21 protein-coding genes are annotated in these 18,309 nt (G+C 66.3%); 11 read left to right on the forward strand and 10 right to left on the reverse strand.

The window, feature by feature from the left end; genetic code table 11:
- Positions 1-9: 9 nt before the first annotated feature.
- Complete coding sequence (locus tag AC56DV_RS05500; protein WP_496313298.1) at positions 10-843, reverse strand: ChaN family lipoprotein; 834 nt, start codon at positions 841-843, stop codon at positions 10-12.
- An 89-nt stretch (positions 844-932) separates the two neighbouring features.
- Positions 933-1,796: an alpha/beta fold hydrolase gene (locus tag AC56DV_RS05505; protein WP_496313299.1), complete on the reverse strand. Its 864-nt coding sequence runs from the start codon at positions 1,794-1,796 to the stop codon at positions 933-935.
- A gap of 127 nt (positions 1,797-1,923) precedes the next feature.
- On the opposite strand from AC56DV_RS05505, the gene AC56DV_RS05510 reads away from it, so the two are divergent.
- Entirely contained in the window at positions 1,924-2,520 is a 597-nt protein-coding gene (locus AC56DV_RS05510) for a CGNR zinc finger domain-containing protein (RefSeq protein ID WP_496313300.1), read from the forward strand.
- 24 nt (positions 2,521-2,544) lie between these two features.
- On the opposite strand, the gene AC56DV_RS05515 is transcribed toward AC56DV_RS05510, so the two are convergent.
- Complete coding sequence (locus AC56DV_RS05515) at positions 2,545-3,942, reverse strand: MFS transporter (protein ID WP_496313301.1); 1,398 nt, start codon at positions 3,940-3,942, stop codon at positions 2,545-2,547.
- 76 nt (positions 3,943-4,018) lie between these two features.
- Between AC56DV_RS05515 and AC56DV_RS05520 the strand changes: the two genes are divergently transcribed.
- Positions 4,019-4,882 (forward strand): LysR family transcriptional regulator, encoded by an 864-nt coding sequence (locus AC56DV_RS05520; RefSeq protein WP_496313302.1) that lies wholly within the window; start codon positions 4,019-4,021, stop codon positions 4,880-4,882.
- Between the two features lie 4 nt (positions 4,883-4,886).
- On the opposite strand, the gene AC56DV_RS05525 is transcribed toward AC56DV_RS05520, so the two are convergent.
- The 4 genes from AC56DV_RS05525 to AC56DV_RS05540 all read right to left on the reverse strand — a co-directional run bounded on the left by AC56DV_RS05525 (position 4,887) and on the right by AC56DV_RS05540 (position 7,750).
- Entirely contained in the window at positions 4,887-5,063 is a 177-nt protein-coding gene (locus tag AC56DV_RS05525; RefSeq protein WP_496313303.1) for a hypothetical protein, read from the reverse strand.
- Positions 5,064-5,107: 44 nt separating this feature from the next.
- Positions 5,108-5,512 carry a DUF3224 domain-containing protein gene (locus AC56DV_RS05530; RefSeq protein ID WP_496313304.1) on the reverse strand — a complete coding sequence of 135 codons (405 nt, stop codon included), beginning with the start codon at positions 5,510-5,512 and terminating at the stop codon, positions 5,108-5,110.
- A gap of 13 nt (positions 5,513-5,525) precedes the next feature.
- Positions 5,526-6,089 carry a DUF1697 domain-containing protein gene (locus AC56DV_RS05535; protein WP_496313305.1) on the reverse strand — a complete coding sequence of 188 codons (564 nt, stop codon included), beginning with the start codon at positions 6,087-6,089 and terminating at the stop codon, positions 5,526-5,528.
- Positions 6,090-6,160: 71 nt separating this feature from the next.
- Positions 6,161-7,750, reverse strand: a complete 1,590-nt coding sequence (locus tag AC56DV_RS05540) for a sensor histidine kinase (protein ID WP_496313306.1) — start codon at positions 7,748-7,750, stop codon at positions 6,161-6,163.
- A gap of 140 nt (positions 7,751-7,890) precedes the next feature.
- On the opposite strand from AC56DV_RS05540, the gene AC56DV_RS05545 reads away from it, so the two are divergent.
- Positions 7,891-8,235 carry a hypothetical protein gene (locus AC56DV_RS05545; protein WP_496313307.1) on the forward strand — a complete coding sequence of 115 codons (345 nt, stop codon included), beginning with the start codon at positions 7,891-7,893 and terminating at the stop codon, positions 8,233-8,235.
- Positions 8,232-9,077 (forward strand): HDOD domain-containing protein, encoded by an 846-nt coding sequence (locus AC56DV_RS05550; protein WP_496313308.1) that lies wholly within the window; start codon positions 8,232-8,234, stop codon positions 9,075-9,077. The genes AC56DV_RS05545 and AC56DV_RS05550 overlap by 4 nt, the downstream gene beginning before the upstream one ends.
- 75 nt (positions 9,078-9,152) lie before the next feature.
- On the opposite strand, the gene AC56DV_RS05555 is transcribed toward AC56DV_RS05550, so the two are convergent.
- Complete coding sequence (locus AC56DV_RS05555; protein WP_056393077.1) at positions 9,153-9,485, reverse strand: hypothetical protein; 333 nt, start codon at positions 9,483-9,485, stop codon at positions 9,153-9,155.
- A 280-nt stretch (positions 9,486-9,765) separates the two neighbouring features.
- A complete protein-coding gene (locus AC56DV_RS05560) occupies positions 9,766-10,071 on the reverse strand; it encodes a hypothetical protein (protein WP_496313309.1) in 306 nt (101 codons plus the stop codon).
- A 153-nt stretch (positions 10,072-10,224) separates the two neighbouring features.
- On the opposite strand from AC56DV_RS05560, the gene AC56DV_RS05565 reads away from it, so the two are divergent.
- Entirely contained in the window at positions 10,225-11,283 is a 1,059-nt protein-coding gene (locus AC56DV_RS05565; protein ID WP_496313310.1) for a PhoH family protein, read from the forward strand.
- The gene (ybeY, locus tag AC56DV_RS05570) at positions 11,267-11,728 is read left to right on the forward strand and encodes an rRNA maturation RNase YbeY (RefSeq protein ID WP_496313311.1); all 462 of its coding nucleotides are present in this window, start codon (positions 11,267-11,269) and stop codon (positions 11,726-11,728) included. Before AC56DV_RS05565 ends, ybeY begins: the two co-directional genes overlap by 17 nt.
- 6 nt (positions 11,729-11,734) lie before the next feature.
- On the opposite strand, the gene AC56DV_RS05575 is transcribed toward ybeY, so the two are convergent.
- Positions 11,735-12,022, reverse strand: a complete 288-nt coding sequence (locus AC56DV_RS05575; protein ID WP_496313312.1) for a hypothetical protein — start codon at positions 12,020-12,022, stop codon at positions 11,735-11,737.
- Positions 12,023-12,140: 118 nt separating this feature from the next.
- On the opposite strand from AC56DV_RS05575, the gene AC56DV_RS05580 reads away from it, so the two are divergent.
- The 5 genes from AC56DV_RS05580 to gmhB are packed head-to-tail and all read left to right on the forward strand — an operon-like array spanning position 12,141 to position 18,284.
- Positions 12,141-13,019 carry a CorC family transporter gene (locus AC56DV_RS05580; protein WP_496313313.1) on the forward strand — a complete coding sequence of 293 codons (879 nt, stop codon included), beginning with the start codon at positions 12,141-12,143 and terminating at the stop codon, positions 13,017-13,019.
- The gene (gene lnt / locus AC56DV_RS05585) at positions 13,019-14,587 is read left to right on the forward strand and encodes an apolipoprotein N-acyltransferase (RefSeq protein ID WP_496313314.1); all 1,569 of its coding nucleotides are present in this window, start codon (positions 13,019-13,021) and stop codon (positions 14,585-14,587) included. Before AC56DV_RS05580 ends, lnt begins: the two co-directional genes overlap by 1 nt.
- 55 nt (positions 14,588-14,642) lie before the next feature.
- The gene (gene glyQ / locus AC56DV_RS05590) at positions 14,643-15,566 is read left to right on the forward strand and encodes a glycine--tRNA ligase subunit alpha (protein WP_496313315.1); all 924 of its coding nucleotides are present in this window, start codon (positions 14,643-14,645) and stop codon (positions 15,564-15,566) included.
- A gap of 14 nt (positions 15,567-15,580) precedes the next feature.
- On the forward strand, positions 15,581-17,689 hold the full coding sequence (gene glyS, locus AC56DV_RS05595; RefSeq protein WP_496313316.1) for a glycine--tRNA ligase subunit beta: 2,109 nt from the start codon (positions 15,581-15,583) through the stop codon (positions 17,687-17,689).
- 13 nt (positions 17,690-17,702) lie between these two features.
- A complete protein-coding gene (gene gmhB / locus AC56DV_RS05600; RefSeq protein ID WP_496313824.1) occupies positions 17,703-18,284 on the forward strand; it encodes a D-glycero-beta-D-manno-heptose 1,7-bisphosphate 7-phosphatase in 582 nt (193 codons plus the stop codon).
- Positions 18,285-18,309 lie beyond the last annotated feature (25 nt).

Below are 18,309 nucleotides of genomic sequence, written 5' to 3' on the forward strand. Positions count from 1 at the left end.
GGTCATGATCTACGATTTCGGCTTCAGGCTGGCGCACGGGTCGGGGCGCTGCTTCTTCGGCACGGTGTAGCTGGCGTCGTACAGGCCGGGCGCGGGCGCCGCCTCCACGTAGCCCACGCTGCGGATGGTGAGCCTGGGCTCCACCGCGTTGAGCCAGCGCGGCACGCCGTAGTCCTTGCGCACATGGCCGTTGCCGGCGATGAGCACCACGTCGCGCGGCTGCTGGTCGCGCAGCAGCTTGGCCATCCAGATGTCGCGCGCGACCTGGGCGTTGACCATGCCGGGCACCATCATGTCCGGCAGCATATTGCAATGGCCTGCCACGATTTCCTTCTGCTGTCCCTGCACGATGTCGGCCGGCAGCGCTTCCTTCAGGCGGTACTGGGCCACGGTTTTCTCGTCGAAGCTGGAGGCCACGCCATCGCGCACCACCACCGAGGCGTCCTTGCGCGACAGGTTGGCGGCGATCAGCGGCAGGTCGTAGCGCAGCGCGAGGTCGATGATGGGGCGGTACTGGTCCCAGTCCCAGCGCGGACCGGCCATCACCAGGATGACGCACTGCGCGTCGCGGCAGTCCTTTTGCGCCTTGCTGAGCAGGGCCTGGTTTTCGCGGTCGAACTGCTCCATGGCGATGGCGGGACGCCAGCCGGCTTCCACGCGGCGGAACAGCTGCTGGTAGCGCAGCTTGTGGCCGTCGGGGTTGTCGTGCACTTCGCCCAGCAGCAGGACCTGCGGATTGTCGGTGACGGGTTCGGATTGGGACTGGGTTGGTTTATTCTTGCTGCCTGCACAGCCGGCGATGGCGGCGGCGACCAGCAGCAGCGCGGGTAGGGAGCGTTTCATATTGTCTTACTTTGGTTGAGAAAACTGAATCAACCTCCAGTCTAGCGCAAGCCGGCCCCGTGGGTGGGATCGGGGGCCGGCTCTCCCTCTTACGCCAGGGCGCGCGCCAGCAGCGTGTGGATCTCGGCGGCGATTTCCTCCACGTGGGTTTCAAGCGCGAAGTGGCCGGTGTCCAGCAGTTTCACCACCGCGTTGGGGTTGTCGCGGCGGTAGGCTTCGGCGCCGGGCGGGATGAAGAACGGGTCGTGCTTGCCCCAGATGACCAGCGTCGGCACTTGCGTGCCGCGGAAGAATTGCTGGAACACGGGGTACAGCGGCAGGTTGTTCGCGTAGTCGAGGAACAGCGCCAGCTGGATCTCGGCATTGCCGGGGCGTTCCATCAGCAGGGCGTCCAGGTAGTAGGCTTCCGGGGCCACCGCGTCCGGGTTGGCGACGCCGTGCGTGTATTGCCATTTGGTGGCGTCCAGCGTGAGGAAGCCGCGCATGGCTTCGCGGTGCGCATCCGGTTCGGCCCAGTATTGCTTGATCGGCAGCCAGGCGTCGCCCAGGCCTTCCAGGTAGGCGTTGCCGTTCTGCGAGACCAGCGCGGTGACGCGTTCAGGGTGGGCGGCGGCCAGGCGCAGGCCGACCGGGGCGCCGTAGTCGAACACGTAAAGCGCGTATTTTTTCACGTCCAGCGCTTGCACGAAGGCTTCCATGGTGGCGGCCAGCTTGTCGAAGGTGTAGCTGTAATTGCGTTCGGCGGGCACGGTGGTGAAGCCGAAGCCCGGCAGGTCCGGCGCGATGACGCGGTACTTGGTGGCCAGCAGCGGTATCAGGTCGCGGAACATATGCGAGGAGCTGGGGAAGCCGTGCAGCAGCAGCATCACCGGCGCATCGGGCGCGCCGGCTTCGCGATAGAAGATGTTGACGCCGTCGGCGGAAACGGTGCGGAAGGTGGCTTGCTTCGACATGGTGGACTCCTTCGGTTGATGAAACTGGTTAAGTTGCGTTTTACTGGTTACAAGAATAGCGTAAAATTGAAACTTGTAAAACTTATTTTTAGTGGTTACACTGGAATTCACTCTTGCGGAGAATGGAATGACGATGGAATTTCTGGGCGATCACCCGGCGCTGGACTTGCTCAATACCGTGATGCAGGTGCAGGGGGCGGCGGTGGATGGCTGGCAGAGCGGCGCCGAGGTGGCGGACTGGCTGGTGCGCACAGGGTATTTGCCGGGCGGCGCTGCTGCGGCTACTGCGACGGCTGCTGCTGCGGTGGCCGGGCTGCCTGGCTTATTGGACCACGCGCGCGCGCTGCGCGAGCTGGTGCGCAGGCTGGTGGCGGCGCGCAAGACGGGGCTGGCAGTGGATGGGGCGGACCTGGCGGCATTGAACGCGGCGCTGGCGCATGGGCGGCGCCATATGGCGCTGGCAGCCGGGGAGGATGGCGCGCTGGCGCTGCGGCCGGTGTATGCAGCCGATACGGCGCAGCAGGTGCTGGCGCCGCTGGCCGAGTCGGCGGCAGAGCTGGTGGCGGGCGACTTTACGCTGGTGAAGCATTGCGAGAACCCCGAATGCTCGATGTGGTTCGTGGACCGCACCAAGTCGCACCGCAGGCGCTGGTGCAGCATGGCGATCTGCGGCAACCGCCACAAAGTCGCCAGCTTCCGCCAGCGCCAGGCCGGCGGCGCATAAGCGCCCGAGCGCCGCCGCGGCGGATCATGCGCTGGCCGCGGCCAGGACAGGCTTGGGTGCAGCCACGCACTGCCAGGCGATGGTGGCGGCGGCCAGCAGCAGCGCGGCGGAAATCGCCATCGCGGTGCGCAGGCCGGTCATGGCCATGGCGGGGGTGGCGGCGGCCACCATGGCGCCATAGACCGCCACGCCGAGCGCGCCGCCCACTTGGCGCGCGGTGTTCAGCACCGCCGAGGCAGTGCCGGCCTGGCCGGCGCCGACGCTGGACAGGATAGAGGTCGTCATGGCCGGCACGGCCAGGCCCATGCCCGCCGGGATCAGGGCCAGGCCGGGCAGCATGGCCCAGAAGCCGGCCTCGCCTGAGATGCCGAACACGCCCAGCAAGGCGTAGCCGCTGGCGCCTATCAAGGCGCCGACGATCATGGGCGCCCGCAAGCCGGTGCGCGCCGACATGCGCCCGCTGGCGATGTTGGAGAAGATGAAGGTGCCCGTCAGCGGCAGGAAGATCATGCCCGCCTCCAGGGCCGTGTAGCCGCGCATGCTCTGCAGGTAAAAACTCAGCACGAAGATCACGCCGTAGTAGGCGAAGTTCACCAGCACGCCGAAGGCCACCGCGCCGCTGAAGCCCGCGCTGCGGAACAGCGCCAGCGGCAGCATGGGCGCCTTGCTGCGCGCTTCCACCCACAGGAAGACCGCCCCCGCCAGCGCGGCCAGCGCCAGCCCGCCCTGCACTACCGCGTGGCTCCAGCCCAGCGCGTGCACTTCGATGACGGCGCCGATGAAGGCGGTGAGCGCCACCACCGCCAGCAACTGGCCCGGCATGTCGAAGGCGCGCTGCGGGTCTTTGCCGGCCGCGGCAGGCACGGCGCGCAGCGTGAGCCAGGCGCCCGCCAGGCACAGCGGAATGTTGACCCAGAAGATGCTGCGCCAGCCGGCCAGCTCCAGCAGCACCGCGCCCAGCACCGGCCCCAGCGCAATCGACACGCCGCCGGCCGCCGTCCACCAGCCCACGGCCTTGGCCAGCTGCACCTTGTCGTGCGCGTAGCTGGCGTTCAGGATGGCGAGCGAACTGGGCACCAGCAGCGCGGCGCCTATGCCCTGCACGGCGCGGGCAATGTTGAGCATCATGGCGCCGGTGGCGGCCGCGCAGGCCACCGAGGCGAGCGTGAACAGCCAGAAGCCGGCCAGGAACACGCGGCGGGAGCCGAACTTGTCTCCCAGCACGCCGGCCGACAGCAGGAACACGGCAAATCCCAGGGTGTAGGCGTCGACCACCCATTGCAGGCCGCCCACGCTGGCGCCGAGTTCCCGCCCCATGCGGGGCAAGGCGACGTTGACGATGGTGACGTCGAGCTGGACGATGATGAAGGCGAAGCTGCAGGCCAGCAATACAGCGCGCGAGGGTGTGGTAGCGGTTTTCATGGATTCACTATAGGATGGTTTGCATATCCAGAAAAATGAATAATAATGATTCCACCTATCGCATTTTGAGAACGCCATGGAATTGTCCGCACTCCGCATCTTCAAAGCCGTGGCCGAGGAAGGCAGCGTCACGCAGGCCGCCGCGCGGCTCAACCGCGTGCAGTCGAACGTGTCCGCCCGGCTGGCGCAGCTGGAGGACGGGCTGGGCGTGCCGCTGTTCCATCGCGCCGGCCGGCGCCTGCTGATCACGGCCGAGGGCGAACGCCTGCTGGCCTATACCGACCGCCTGCTGACCTTGGCCGACGAGGCGCAGGCCTCGGTGCGCGGCGACCAGCGGCCTTCCGGCCAGCTGCGCATCGGCGCCATGGAAACCGCCGCCGCCGCGCGCCTGCCGCTGGTGCTGGCGGCCTTCCACAACAAGCATCCGGAGGTGGACCTGCTGCTGGAAACGGCGCCCACCGACCAGCTGGTGCACGCCGTGCTCAACCACAAGCTGGACGTGGCGCTGGTGGCCGCGCCGGTGCTGCGGCCGGAGCTGGCGCAGCTGGCGGTGTTCGAGGAGGAGCTGGTGCTGCTGACCGATGCGGCGCAAGGCCCGGTGCACAGCCCGCGCGACGTGGCGCGGCGCGCGCTGCTGGTGTTCCGCAGCGGCTGCGCCTACCGGCGGCGGCTGGAGAACTGGTTTGCGGAAAGCAACGTGGCCACCACGCGCATTTCCGAGTTCGGCACCTTCGAGGCGATACTGGGCTGCGTGGCGGCCGGCATGGGGGTGGCGCTGATGCCGAAGGAAGTGTTGAAGCAGCGCCAGCTGGCCGGCAGCATCCGCTGCCACGCGCTGCCGCCCGAGACGGCGCTGGTGCAGACCATGCTGGTGTGGCGCGGCGACGTGCTGCACCATCCGGCGCGCCAGGCGTTCACCGCCTGCTTCGGCGCTGCTTAGCTACTCAACGGCCCAGGCCGCAGACCGAGGCGATATTGCCGACCGAGATGCCGCTGCCGATGGCGCGGCCGACGCAGCCCGCCTTCTGCAAGCCGTTGTCCGACAGCGCAAAGCCGCCCACCACCAGCACCACCAGCACGCCGGCCATGATCAGCACGCCCTTGTAGAGATCTTTGTTCATTTTGTTGCCGTATAGCAAATAATGGCGCCATTGTAGCGCAAACGCTAGGGCAGCGCCGCGATCACGTAGTCGAATGTGTAAAAGTGCTTGCCGTCTTCGATGCGGATGTCCAGCTTGCCGCTCAGCCCGGTCAAGTCGCCGCTGCCCGAGTCCGGCACCACCAGCACGCTCAGGCTGGGCTGGCCGCGGTCCATGATGCCGTTGTGCTGCAAGGTGAAGCCGCCGCTCAGGCCGTCCAGCGTGCCTTCCACCCGCTCCATCGCCACGTAGCCGGCCGAGCCTTGCGCGGCGCCCATGAAGCTGAGCATTTCGCCGTTGCCGCTGGCCTCCAGCGCGCCGTGGTAGCGCTTGTCGAGCACCATGCGGCGCAGGCCGAAGCCGGAAGCGCCCACCGACATGTGCTCGGGACTCATCGTGACGTCAAATTCGCCTTCCACCAGTGCCATCATCGTCTCCTTGAATTCAAGCCTGCCGTTGGCAGGCCAGCGCGTGCAGTTTGCTGATCGTGGTCCAGTTGCGGGTGGTGACGGCGTCGCCCAGCACATTGCCCATGGCGGCCGCGGCGCGGCTGGCCAAAATGCCGTCCGCGCACCACAGGTAGGCGGCCCAGCGCCCCAGCGCGAACGCTTCCGGCTCCCAGCTCTGGTGCGCCAGCGGCAGCAGCCGTTCGCGGTCGGCCGGATTGTTCAGCACGGCGACCAGCAGGCGCGACGGATCGTCGGCCACCGGCTGCAGGCTGTTGTCCTGCACCACGTGCTCGAGCTGGTCGGCGTCCAGCACCGTCACGCGCGCGCCCACGCCCAGCTTGAGCACCAGCGCTTCCTCGATGCGGGTGGCGGCCTCGGCAGGATCGGCGGCGGCCGCGCCGGCCGGGCAGTCGTAGACCACGTTACCGCTGTTGAGCACGGTGCGCACGTCGCCGTAGCCCAGGTCGGCAACCAGCTTGCGCAAATCGGCCATGGCCACGCGCTTGGCGCGCCCCACGTTAATGCCGCGCAACAGGGCGATATGCCTGCGTGTCCCCATCGTTGCCTCCTTTACAGCAAAACCCTAGTATGCGGCAGTTGCGGCGCGCGTGGCGGGCGTTTCACGCCTTTTTAAGCATGCAGCGGCGCGTCCGCGTGCGGCCGGCCGCCCGCCTCGCCTTCGATCGGCGTCACGCGCGGAATGCGCAGCACGAAGCTGGCGCCCTGCCCCAGCGTGCTGGCCACGGTGATGGTGCCGCCGAACTGCTTGGCGATCAGGTTGAACACGATGTTCAGCCCCAGGCCGGTGCCGCCCTGGCCCCGGCGCGTGGTGACGAAGGGGTCGAACACCTTGTCCAGCATGTCCGGCGGGATGCCTTTGCCATTGTCCACCACCTGCATTTCCACCCAGTCGCCGTCCAGCTTGACGTTGATGGCGATGCGGCCTTCGGCGTCCGGCTCGAAGGCGTGCTCCACGCAGTTCAGGGTGAGGTTGGTGATGACCTGGGCCAGCGCGCCCGGGTAGCTGTCCAGCACGATCTCGGGCGGGCAGTCGATGTCCACCTGGATATGGGTTTTCTTCAGCTTGGGCTGCAGGCTGGAGACCACCTCGCCGATGTACTCGCGCAGTTCGAAGCGGCGCCGCACTTCGCTCACCTGGTCCACCGCGATCTGCTTGAAGCTGTGGATCAGGTGCGCGGCGCGGTAGGCGTTGTTCATGATGAGCTTGGTGCTTTCGCTGGCCGTCTCCAGGTATTTCAGGATTTCCGATTTCTTGATGGCGCCCTCGGCCACCGACTGGTGCACCTTCTCGGTCGCTTCGGCCAGGATCGAGGCGCTGGTCAGCGCGATGCCCACCGGGGTGTTGATCTCGTGCGCCACGCCGGCCACCAGCCCGCCCAGCGAGGCCAGGCGCTCGGCCTGCAGCAGCGACTCCTGGGTGCGGCGCAGGTCGTCCAGCGCCTTGGCGGTTTCCTGCGCCGCGCGGCGCGCCTCGTCCTCGGCCTCGCGGGTGCGGGCGATGATGGCCTTCACGCGGCGCTGGATGGCGTTGAAGCCGCGGATCACCTGGCCCAGCTCGTCGCGCCGGTTTTCCGGCAGCTCGCCCACCTCGTCCGAGCCGCGCGTGGCCAGGTCGTGCAAGCCGTCGCGCAGCTGCTTGAGCGGGTCGAACACGATGCGCAGGCTCAGCGCCAGCGCCGCCACCAGGATGGAGTCCAGCAGCAGCACTTCGATCACCTTGCGCTGCACTTCGCTGCGCAAGGTGGCGTCCATCTGCGCGCGGCTGAAATTGACCACCACCCGGCCCACGATGACGGGCTTGGGCGCGTTGCCGGCCGCGCCGGCGTCGCGGTAGGCCAGGTCGGCCACCACCGGCATGCCGCCCACCGGCAGGTCCGATTCGATCTGGCCGACGCTGCCGTTTTCCTTGCGCAGCTTGCCGGAGAACAGGCCCACCGAGGTGTCGTAGACGCGGATCGCCACCAGCTCGGGCGGCAGCATTTCGGCGGCCACGATGTTGTCCACCTTGGCCTTGTCCAGGTCCCACAGCGCGGAGGGCAAGCTGGTCTGCAAGCGCGTCAGCACGCCCTGGCGCAGGCGCTGGTTGTTCACTTCCAGTTCGTGGCTCAGGCTGTACTGCGCATAGGTGCCGGAGATGCCCAGCACCAGGGTGACTATCACCACGAACAGCAAGGTCAGTCGACCTTGGATCCCATACATCGAGCACTCCTCCCAGTCCTGCGCGGCACGGATATGACGGCAACGCCCCAATGTAAAGTATGCCTAGCAACTTGGCAAGATTTTCGACTCGCCCACGGCGCCGATGGTAAGATCGTGCGACGAGAACGACGGAGGCTGCAATGAGCGCCACTTATCAGCACCTGCCCCTGGGCCAGGTGGAGCCCGGAATGAGTTTGTCGGATGAACTGCTGGATGCGCACGGTCACGTGCTGCTGCCGCAAGGCACGGTGCTGACCGAGTCCATGCTGGCGCTGATGCCGCGCCACGGCATCGAAGCGCTGCCGATCGCGACGGCGCAGCAGCCCAGCGCGGCCGAGCAGGCCGCGGACCGGGAACAGCAGCTGGAGCGCATCGCCCGCCTGTTCCGCAAGAACGATCCGGACAGCGACAGCGACTGGGCCAGCGCGCTGCTGCGCCGCTTCGTGACCGATTACCGCCTGGGCCACGCCCCCGCTGAAGAATGAGCGCCATGCTGACATACGACGATGTAGTAAAAAACCTGGACGACCTGCCCTCCTTGCCCGCCGTGGTGATGGAACTGCTCAACAGCATAGACCAGGAGGACGTGGACATTTCGGTGCTGGCCAAGAAGGTGTCGCACGACCAGGCGCTGACGGCCAAGACGCTGCGCCTGGCCAACTCCTCGCTGTACGGGCTGCAGGTCAAGGTGACCACCATCCAGCAGGCCATCACCTTCCTCGGCTTCCAGGCCACGCGCAACCTGATCACGGCGGCCGCCCTCACCGGCTGCTTCGCCGAGCGCTCCTGCGCCGGTTTCGACCACAAGGCCTTCTGGCGCCATTCGATCGCCAGCGCGGCCTGCGCCAAGGTGCTGGCGCGCCAGATGCGCTTCAACCAGGACTACGCCTTCACGGCCGGCCTGCTGCACGACATCGGCCGCCTGGTGCTGGTGGCCTGCTTCCCGAAAGCGTACGAGCAGGCCATCGCCTACCGCAACGAGCATGACTGCACGCCGCTGGAAGCGGAACGCGCGGTGCTGGGCATCGATCACGTCGATGCCGGCATGGCGCTGGCGGAACACTGGAATTTTTCAGACACGATGCGGCTGGCGATCGCTCACCACCACAACCCGGAGGCGCCCGGGGCGGGCTTCCTGGCGGCCATCATCCACGTGGCGGACGCCATTGCCCATGCGCTCGACCTGGCGCAAATGCCGGACGGCCTGGTGCCGCCGGTTTCCACCGTGGCCTGGACCGCGCTAGGCCTCGATGAAGCGGTTTACCTGCAACTGTTCCGCGAGACGGAACTGCAATACGAAGAAATTGCAATGGTGCTGCTTACCTAGGCTGCCGACTAGGCTGACTGCCCAGGCCGGAACATCGCAGTCCCGGCCCCGGCGCCGCTGGCCACGCGCCGCACCTCAGTGCGCGTAGGTGCCGGCGTCCTGCTGCTTTTCCGGACGGTCCTCTGGCTTTGGACGGCCTTGCGCATCCGACAGGCGATACTTGGTGCGGCGGTCGCCCATCAAGTCGCGCAGGTCGCGGATGCTCATGCCGGTCACTTCGTGCATGCGGATCAGCAGCGAGGCGCCGACCGGCAAGCGGTGGTGGCGGATCTTGCTGATGACAGGCGGCGCCACTTCCAGCATGCGCGACAGCGCGGCGTCGTTCTTCAGCTGCATCTTGCCCAGCAGCATATCCAACAGATGATTAGGGTTGTAACTTTCTTGAGAAGCAAGGGCGTGGTGTGCCATGATTTTTCCTCGTCTAGTGAGTTGTCTATCCCGGAATGGCATTGCAATTTCAATAACAATTCTAATACCAAACCAGCCCGTTCCGGCCAAGCCGCGACTAGCGAAGCTTGTGTAAGGTCAAGCACCCGCTAGAATTCTTAGCAACAATGCCATTTCAACACACGGGAATATTCCGTGGCGCACGGAAGAACTTTTAGGAAATAATTACGGCGGGTCACGCAGGCCTGCGGCCGTCAGCCTGCAGCGGAAATGGCCCGCAGGACGCGGGCCGAGTTGGAGTTTACGCAGTCGTGTTGATATTCTGGCCGACCCTGGCGGAAGGCGACGTACTGTTCTGGCTGCTCTGCTGCGATTCGAGTTGCTGCCGCCGCACGGCGTCGGCCTGCTGCGTCTGGCGCTCCTGCTCGGCGCGCGCGGCTTGCTGGGTCTGCTGGGTTTGCTGCTCGGCACTGGCCACTTCCTGCTCGCGGCGCGCCGCTTCCTCGCGGCGCAGCTGGCGGGCCTGCTCGGCGCGCTGGTCGGTGACGACGCTGGCCTGCTGCGCCGGATTGCTGCCGCTCACGCTGGGAATCGCAGTGACTGCCATGGTTTGCTCCGTTGAAAGATGGACCGTTCATTCGACTGTAGGGCAAGCCCGGCCGAAAGCAATGTCTAAGCATCAACTAGCAGGGAAAATCGCGGCGCGCGCCACGATACGGTAAACTAACGGCATTCAGTAAAACCTACCAGGCAGCGCCCTTTGAAAACCAAGACACCCAGCCAGCCGCATTACTTCATCCCCGAACCGCTCGACAACACGCGCCTGGCGCACCTGTGCGGTCCGCTGGACGAAAACCTGCGCCAGATTTCCGCCGCGCTGGACGTGACCATTTTCCGCCGGGGCGAAAAATTCATCGTCAACGGCACCAACGCCGAGCGCGCGGTGCAGATCCTGGAGCAGTTCTACAACGTGGCGCAGAAGGTGGTGCCGGTGGAGGAAGTGCAGCTGGCCCTGGTGGAGCAGCGCGCCGGCCTGGCGCCGCCGCTGGAGCCGGACCACGAAGAGCCGCCGTTCAACGAGCCGGACATCACCAGCCCGGTGCTGAAAACGCGCCGCGCCGACCTGCGCGGCCGCACGCCGCACCAGATCAAATACCTGCGCAACATCCTCGACCACGACATCAGCTTCGGCCTGGGCCCGGCCGGCACCGGCAAGACCTACCTGGCGGTGGCCTGCGCGGTGGACGCGCTGGAGCGCGACGCCGTCAAGCGCATCATCCTGACCCGCCCGGCGGTGGAGGCGGGCGAGCGCCTGGGCTTCCTGCCGGGCGACCTGGCGCAGAAGGTGGACCCTTACCTGCGCCCGCTGTACGACGCGCTGTACGACTTGCTGGGCTTCGACCGCACCCAGAAAATGTTCGAGAAGGGCGTGATCGAGATCGCGCCGCTGGCCTATATGCGCGGGCGCACGCTGAACCACGCCTTCGTGATCCTGGACGAGGCGCAGAACACCACGGTGGAGCAGATGAAGATGTTCCTGACCCGCATCGGCTTCGGCAGCAAGGCCGTGATCACCGGCGACACCACCCAGATCGACCTGCCGAAAAGCCTGAAGAGCGGCCTGGTGGACGCCAGCCACGTGCTGCGCGACGTGCGCGGCATCGCCTTCACCCAGTTCAGCAGCGCCGACGTGGTGCGCCATCCGCTGGTGGCGCGCATCGTCGACGCCTACGAGAGCGCGCACAACGCGTCCGCCGAAATCTCGCCCCTGTTCACCCCCGCCAAGACTGCCGCCGTCAAACATGTCCGAAAAAAATAAACTGACCCTGTCGGTGCAGTACGCCGACCCGCGCCTGCAGGACAGCATCACCCGCCCCATGGTGCGCAAATGGATCAAGGCCGCGCTGTTTGCGCCGGCCGAGCTGACGATACGCTTTGTGGATGCCGGGGAAGGCCGCGTGCTGAACCGCGACTACCGCGAAAAGGACTACGCCACCAACGTGCTGACCTTCGCCTACAACGAGGGCGAGGACTATGCCGAGGACGAGCCGACCCGCGCCGACATCATCCTGTGCACCGACGTGCTGCAGAAGGAAGCGGCCGAGCAGAAGAAGTCGGTGGAGGAGCACACCGCCCACCTGATCGTGCACGGCGTGCTGCACGCGCAGGGCTACGACCACATGGACGATGAAGAGGCTACCGAAATGGAAGGCCTGGAAACCGAGATCCTGGCCGGGCTGGGCTACGCCGACCCGTACGCCTGAACCGGATCAGCCGCCCTGGGTGCCGGTGGTGCCCAGCATGGCGCGGTTGACGTCGAACGGCGTCTTTTCGATCAAACGGGCGGTGGTGTCGGGCGGCGGGGCGCTGTCGAAACGCATCGGCACCGGCGCCTCGGGCGGCGGCGCTTCCGGGCTGGCTTCGGCCGGCGGCACGCCGGCTATCGATTGCGGGTCCGGCGCGACGGTAGCCACGTCCGGCGGGGCGTCCTGCTCGGCGATTTTGCGCTGCGGCGCCAGGCCGCTGGCCGGATTCAAGGATGAAACGCTGCTGATCATGGCGGACTCCGCTCAGGTGGCTTGGCCCTCCATTGTAGCGCCGATTTGCGTAAAATCGAGGTCCCCCGGCCATTTGTAGTATCCTATAGCACTTCGAAACAACTGGCTCACGCCTCCTATGCAAGAGCACCCTAGTGGCGTCAAGACTGACGCCAAACCCCATAGATCGCTTTTTGAGCGACTCACCGCTTTCATCTCCCCCGAGCCCGAGAACCGCGCGGAACTGCTCGAAGTGCTGCACGATGCCCACGAACGCAACCTGATCGACGCCGATGCGCTGTCCATGATCGAAGGCGTGTTCCAGGTGTCGGACCTGTCCGCACGCGACATCATGGTGCCGCGTTCGCAAATGGACGTGATCGACATCTCCAAGCCCATCGAGGAATGGATGCCCACTGTGCTGGAAACGGCCCACTCGCGCTTCCCTGCCATCGAGGGCGAGCGCGACAAGGTGATCGGCATCCTGCTGGCCAAGGACCTGCTGCGCTACTACGCGGAAGAGAGCTTCGACGTGCGCGACATGCTGCGCCCGGCCGTGTTCATTCCCGAGTCCAAGCGCCTGAACGTGCTGCTGCGCGATTTCCGCGCCAACCACAACCACATGGCCATCGTGGTTGACGAATATTCCGGCGTGGCCGGCCTGATCACCATCGAGGACGTGCTGGAACAGATCGTCGGCGACATCGAGGATGAATACGACTTCGACGAGGAAGAGGACAACATCCTCTCGATCAAGGAAGGCAAGTTCGGCCCGCGCTGGCGCATCAAGGCGCTCACCGAGATCAGCCAGTTCAACGAGGAACTCGACACCGACCTGTCCGACGAGGACGCCGACACCATCGGCGGCTTCGCGGTCAAGCATCTTGAGCGCATGCCGCACAAGGGCGACACCTTCGACATCGGCAACCTGCGCTTCGAAGTGCTGCGCGCCGACGCGCGCCAGCTGCACGTGCTGCTGGTGGAGAAGCTGCCGCCGGCCGTGGACGAACAAGACTGATGCGCTGGCGCCGCGCCAAACCCGGCGATGCTCCCGCACCACAGCGCAGCACCCGTGGCCGCATGATCATCGCCGCGCTGGCGGGCGCCGCCAGCGTGTTCTCCTTCGCCCCCTTCGGCTGGTGGCCGCTGCAGATCGCCTGCCTGGCGCTGCTGTTCTACCAGGCGCTGCGTTCGGCCACGCCGAAAGCCGGCGCGCTGGTGGGCTGGGCCTTCGGCTTCGGCTGGTGCCTGGCCAACACGCACTGGCTGGTGGTGGCGCTGAACCGCTTCGGCGGCTTGCCGCTGCCGCTGGCGGTGGCCGCCATCGCCCTGCTGGCCGTGGCCATGGGCACCTACGCCGCCATGGCCATGTACTCGGCGCTGTGGCTGCGCAAGCGCTGGCTGCTGCCGCTGCCCGCCGCCAACCTGCTGATGCTGCCCGCCATGTGGGCGCTGTTCGAGTGGGTGCGCGGCTGGCTGTTCACCGGTTTCCCCTGGGCCGCCGCCGGCTACGCCCATAACGACGCGCCGCTGGGCGGCTATGCCGCCATCGTGGGCGTGTACGGCATCAGCTGGCTGGCAGCGCTGTGCGCCGGCGCGCTGCTGCTGGCGGCGCACCGCACGCGCTGGTTCGCGCTGGGCGGCCTGGCCGCCGTCATGGGCATCGGCATCGGCCTGCGCTACGTCGACTGGACCCACCCGGTGGGCGAGCCGATCTCGGTGCGCCTCCTGCAGGGCAATACGCCGCTGCAGCAGAAGTTCGACGCGCGCCACACCCTGGACACGCTGCTGCGCTACCGCGACACCGTCACGGCCGAAGCGGCCGACCTGATCGCCACGCCGGAAACGGCCATCATGCTGTTCCAGCACCAGCTGCCGCAGGACTACCTGCCCAGCCTGGGCCAGTTCGCCAAGCGCTCGGGCAGCCACCTGGTGCTGGGCATCCCGCTGATGGACAGCCCGACCAAGTATTCCAACAGCGTGATCGGCCTGCCGCCGGAATCGGGCCTGCCCACCTACCGCTACGACAAGCACCACCTGGTGCCGTTCGGCGAATTCATTCCGACCGGCTTCCGCTGGTTTACGGACATGATGCACATCCCGCTGGGCGACCAGACGCCGGGCAAGGCGCTGCAGGCGCCGTTCCAGGTGAAGTCGCAGCGCGTGCTGCCCAACATCTGCTACGAAAACCTGTTCGGCGAGGAAATCGCGGCGAACCTGGCCAACGATCCGAATCCGGCCACCTTGCTGCTGAACGTGTCCGAACTGGCCTGGTACGGCGAATCGCTGGCCATCCCGCACCACCTGCAGATTTCGCAGATGCGCACACTGGAGACCGGCCGCCCGATGCTGGGCTCCACCAACAGCGGCGCCACCGTGGTGATCGACAGCCACGGCAAGGTGACGGCCGCGCTGCCCTATTATCAGGCCGGCGTGCTGAAGGCCTCGGTGCGCGGCATGGCGGGCGACACGCCCTACATCGTGCTGGGCAACCGCCTGTTCCTGGCCCTGGCCGCGCTGGCCGTGGCCGGCGCGTGGCTGTGGGCCCGAAAAAACGCAAATAAGCGTTCCAACAACCCCGATTAGTTGCCAAATACGGCTAAAATTAACCGTTTATGGCTAGCCATCCCAAAGAATAACGATGCTCACATTTCAACAAATCATCCTGACGCTGCAATCCTACTGGGACAAGCAGGGCTGCGCCCTGCTCCAGCCGTACGACATGGAAGTCGGCGCGGGCACCTTCCACACCGGTACCTTCCTGCGCGCGATCGGCCCGGAGCCTTGGCGCGCGGCCTACGTGCAGCCTTCGCGCCGCCCGAAAGACGGCCGCTATGGCGAGAACCCGAACCGCGGCCAGCACTACTACCAGTACCAGGTGGTGATGAAGCCGGCCCCGGAAAACATCCTGGACCTGTATCTGGGCTCGCTGGAAGCGCTGGGCCTGGACCTGAAGCAGAACGACGTGCGCTTTGTTGAAGACGACTGGGAAAGCCCGACCCTGGGCGCCTGGGGCCTGGGCTGGGAAGTCTGGCTGAACGGCATGGAAGTGACCCAGTTCACCTACTTCCAGCAAGTGGGCGGCCTCGATTGCAAGCCGGTGCTGGGCGAGATCACCTACGGCATCGAACGCCTGGCCATGTACCTGCAGGGCGTGGAGAATATGTACGACCTGGTGTGGACCCAGTGGGAAGAGAATGGTGAAACGAAGACGCTGAAGTACGGCGACGTATTCCACCAGAACGAGGTGGAGCAGTCGGCCTACAACTTCGAGCACTCGAACACCGAGCTGCTGTTCGCGCAGTTCAACAACCACGAATCCGAAGCCAAGCGCCTGATCGAGCTGCAACTGACGCTGCCTGCCTACGAGCAGATCATGAAAGCGTCGCACAGCTTCAACCTGCTGGACGCGCGCGGCGCCATCTCGGTGACCGAACGCGCCGCCTACATCGGCCGCGTGCGCGCCCTGTCGCGCCTCGTGGCTCAGGCTTACTACGATTCCCGCGAACGCCTCGGCTTCCCGATGGCTCCCGCAGTTGCCGCTGCTCCCACCGCTGCCGCGTAAAAGATTAGAAGAACATGAACCAGACCCTGTTAATTGAACTGCTGACCGAAGAACTGCCGCCGAAAGCGCTGGCCAAACTGGGCGCCGCTTTCGCCTCCGGCATCGTCAACGGCCTGAAATCGCGCGACTTCCTGGAAGAAGACAGCGCCGCGACCATCCACGCCACGCCGCGCCGCCTGGCCGTTTCCATCACCAAGGTGCGCACCACCTCGCCGGACAAGCCACTCCGCGAAAAAGTGCTGCCGGTGTCGGTGGCGCTGGACAAGGACGGCAACCCGAGCGCGCCGCTGGCCAAGAAACTGGCCGCGCTGGGCTTCCCGAACCTGACCGTCGAAGAACTGGAACGTGCACAGGACGGCAAAGCCGAGAGCTTCTTCTACACCCATACGGTGCCGGGATCGCATCTGGTAGTCGGGGCACAAGCCGCGCTGGAAGAATCCGTGGCCAAGCTGCCGATTCCAAAAGTGATGAGCTACCAGCGTCCGGACGGCAGCACCGTGCAGTTCGTGCGCCCCGCGCACAGCCTGATCGCGCTGCATGGCGCCGACGTGCTGCCGTTGACGCTGCTGGGCCTGACCGCGTCCAACCTGACCGAAGGCCACCGCTTCCTGACCGCCCCCGGCGCGCGCAGCGTAGCCGTGGCCAACGCCGACGCCTACGCCGCCACCCTGGCCGAACAGGGCAAGGTGATCCCGGGCGTGGACGCGCGCAAGGAAAAGATCCGCGCCTCGCTGCTGGAAAAAGCCGGCGCCGACCAGGTGCTGATGCCTGAAGCGCTGCTGGACGAAGTGACCGCGCTGGTGGAATGGCCGGTGGTGTACGAATGCCGCTTCGAGGAAGAGTTCCTGGCCGTGCCGCAGGAATGCCTGATCCTGACCATGCAGACCAACCAGAAATACTTCGCGCTGACCGACGCGGCCGGCAAGCTGCGTTCGCGCTTCCTGATCGTCTCCAACATCGCCACCGATACCCCGGAAGCCATCATCGGCGGCAACGAGCGCGTGGTGCGCCCGCGCCTGTCCGACGCCAAGTTCTTCTTCGAGCAGGACAAGAAGAAGACGCTGGAATCGCGCCTGCCGCTGCTGAAGAACGTGGTGTACCACAACAAGCTGGGCACGCAGGCCGAGCGCAGCGAGCGCGTGACCGCGCTGGCCGGCGCCATCGCTGGCAAGCTGGGTGCCGACGTGGCCCTGACCGAACGCGCAGCGCGCCTGTCCAAGGCCGACCTGCTGACCGACATGGTGGGCGAGTTCCCTGAGCTGCAAGGCATCATGGGCACCTACTACGCGCGCCACGACGGCGAGCACGAAGACGTGGCGCTGGCCGCGTCCGAACACTACCAGCCGCGCTTCGCGGGCGACGCCCTGCCAGCCACCGCCACCGGCACCGCCGTGGCCCTGGCCGACAAGCTGGAAACCCTGGTCGGCATCTGGGCCATCGGCCTGGCGCCGACCGGCGACAAGGACCCGTTCGCGCTGCGCCGCCACGCCCTGGGCGTGCTGCGCATGCTGATCGAGAAGCGCCTGCCGCTGTCGATCTCCGGCCTGCTGGCCGACGCCGCCAAACAATTCGCCTCCGTGGCCGGCTTCAAGGATCCGACCGCCGACGTGGCAGCCTTCATGCTGGACCGCCTGCGCGGCATCCTGCGCGAGCGCGGCTTCACGCCGAACGAGATCGAAGCCGTGGTGGCGCAGAACCCGGACCGCCTGGACGACATCGTGCAGCGCCTGGAAGCGGTGCAAGCCTTTGCCGCGCTGCCGGAATCGGCCTCGCTGGCCGGCGCCAACAAGCGCATCACCAACATCCTGAAGAAGAACGAGGAAGCCCTCGCACAAGCCGGAGGCCTGGGCGTGAACGCAGCGCTGCTGCAGGACACGGCCGAGAAAAACCTGCACGCCGCCATCGTGCGCGTGCAGCCGGAAGTGGACGCCGCCTTCGCCAAGGGCGACTTCGCCGGCACGCTGAAAACGCTGGCCCAGCTGCGCGACGACGTGGACGCCTTCTTCAACGACGTGATGGTGATGGCCGAGGATGTCGCCCTGCGCAACAACCGCCTGGCGCTGCTGTCGTCCCTGCACGGCATGATGAACCGCGTGGCCGACATCTCGAAACTGGCGGCCTGACATGGGCGCCGCGATGAAGCTGATCATCCTTGATCGGGACGGCGTGATCAACCATGATTCGCCGGACTTCATCAAGTCGCCCGCCGAGTGGATCCCGGTGCCGGGATCGCTCGAGGCCATCGCCCGCCTGAACCAGGCCGGCTACCGCGTGGTGGTGGCGTCGAACCAGTCCGGCATCGCGCGCGAGTATTTCGACATGGCGGTGCTGAACGCCATCCACCAGAAGATGCATTCGCTGGCGCAGCAGGTGGGCGCCGAGATCGAGGCGATCTTCTTCTGCCCGCACGCGGCGGCAGACAATTGCGATTGCCGCAAGCCGAAGCCGGGCATGTTCGCCGAGATCTCCAAGCGCTACAACGTCAACCTGAAGGGCGTGCCCACCGTGGGCGATTCGCTGCGCGACCTGCAGGCCGGTTTCATCAGCGGCTGCACGCCCTACCTGGTGCTGACCGGGAAAGGCGAAAAAACCAATGCCACGGGCGGCCTGCCACCCGGTACAATGGTCTTCGCCAACCTGGCGGCCATGGTGGACCATCTGCTGAAGGTTCCCGTTCCCGCTGCTGCGGTGGCAGCCGCTGCCGCCGCGGCCAACTGATTAAGATTCTGGAGTATCGCATTGG

This window comes from Massilia sp. BGA-UO-ETr-WB1 (genome assembly GCF_059567845.1).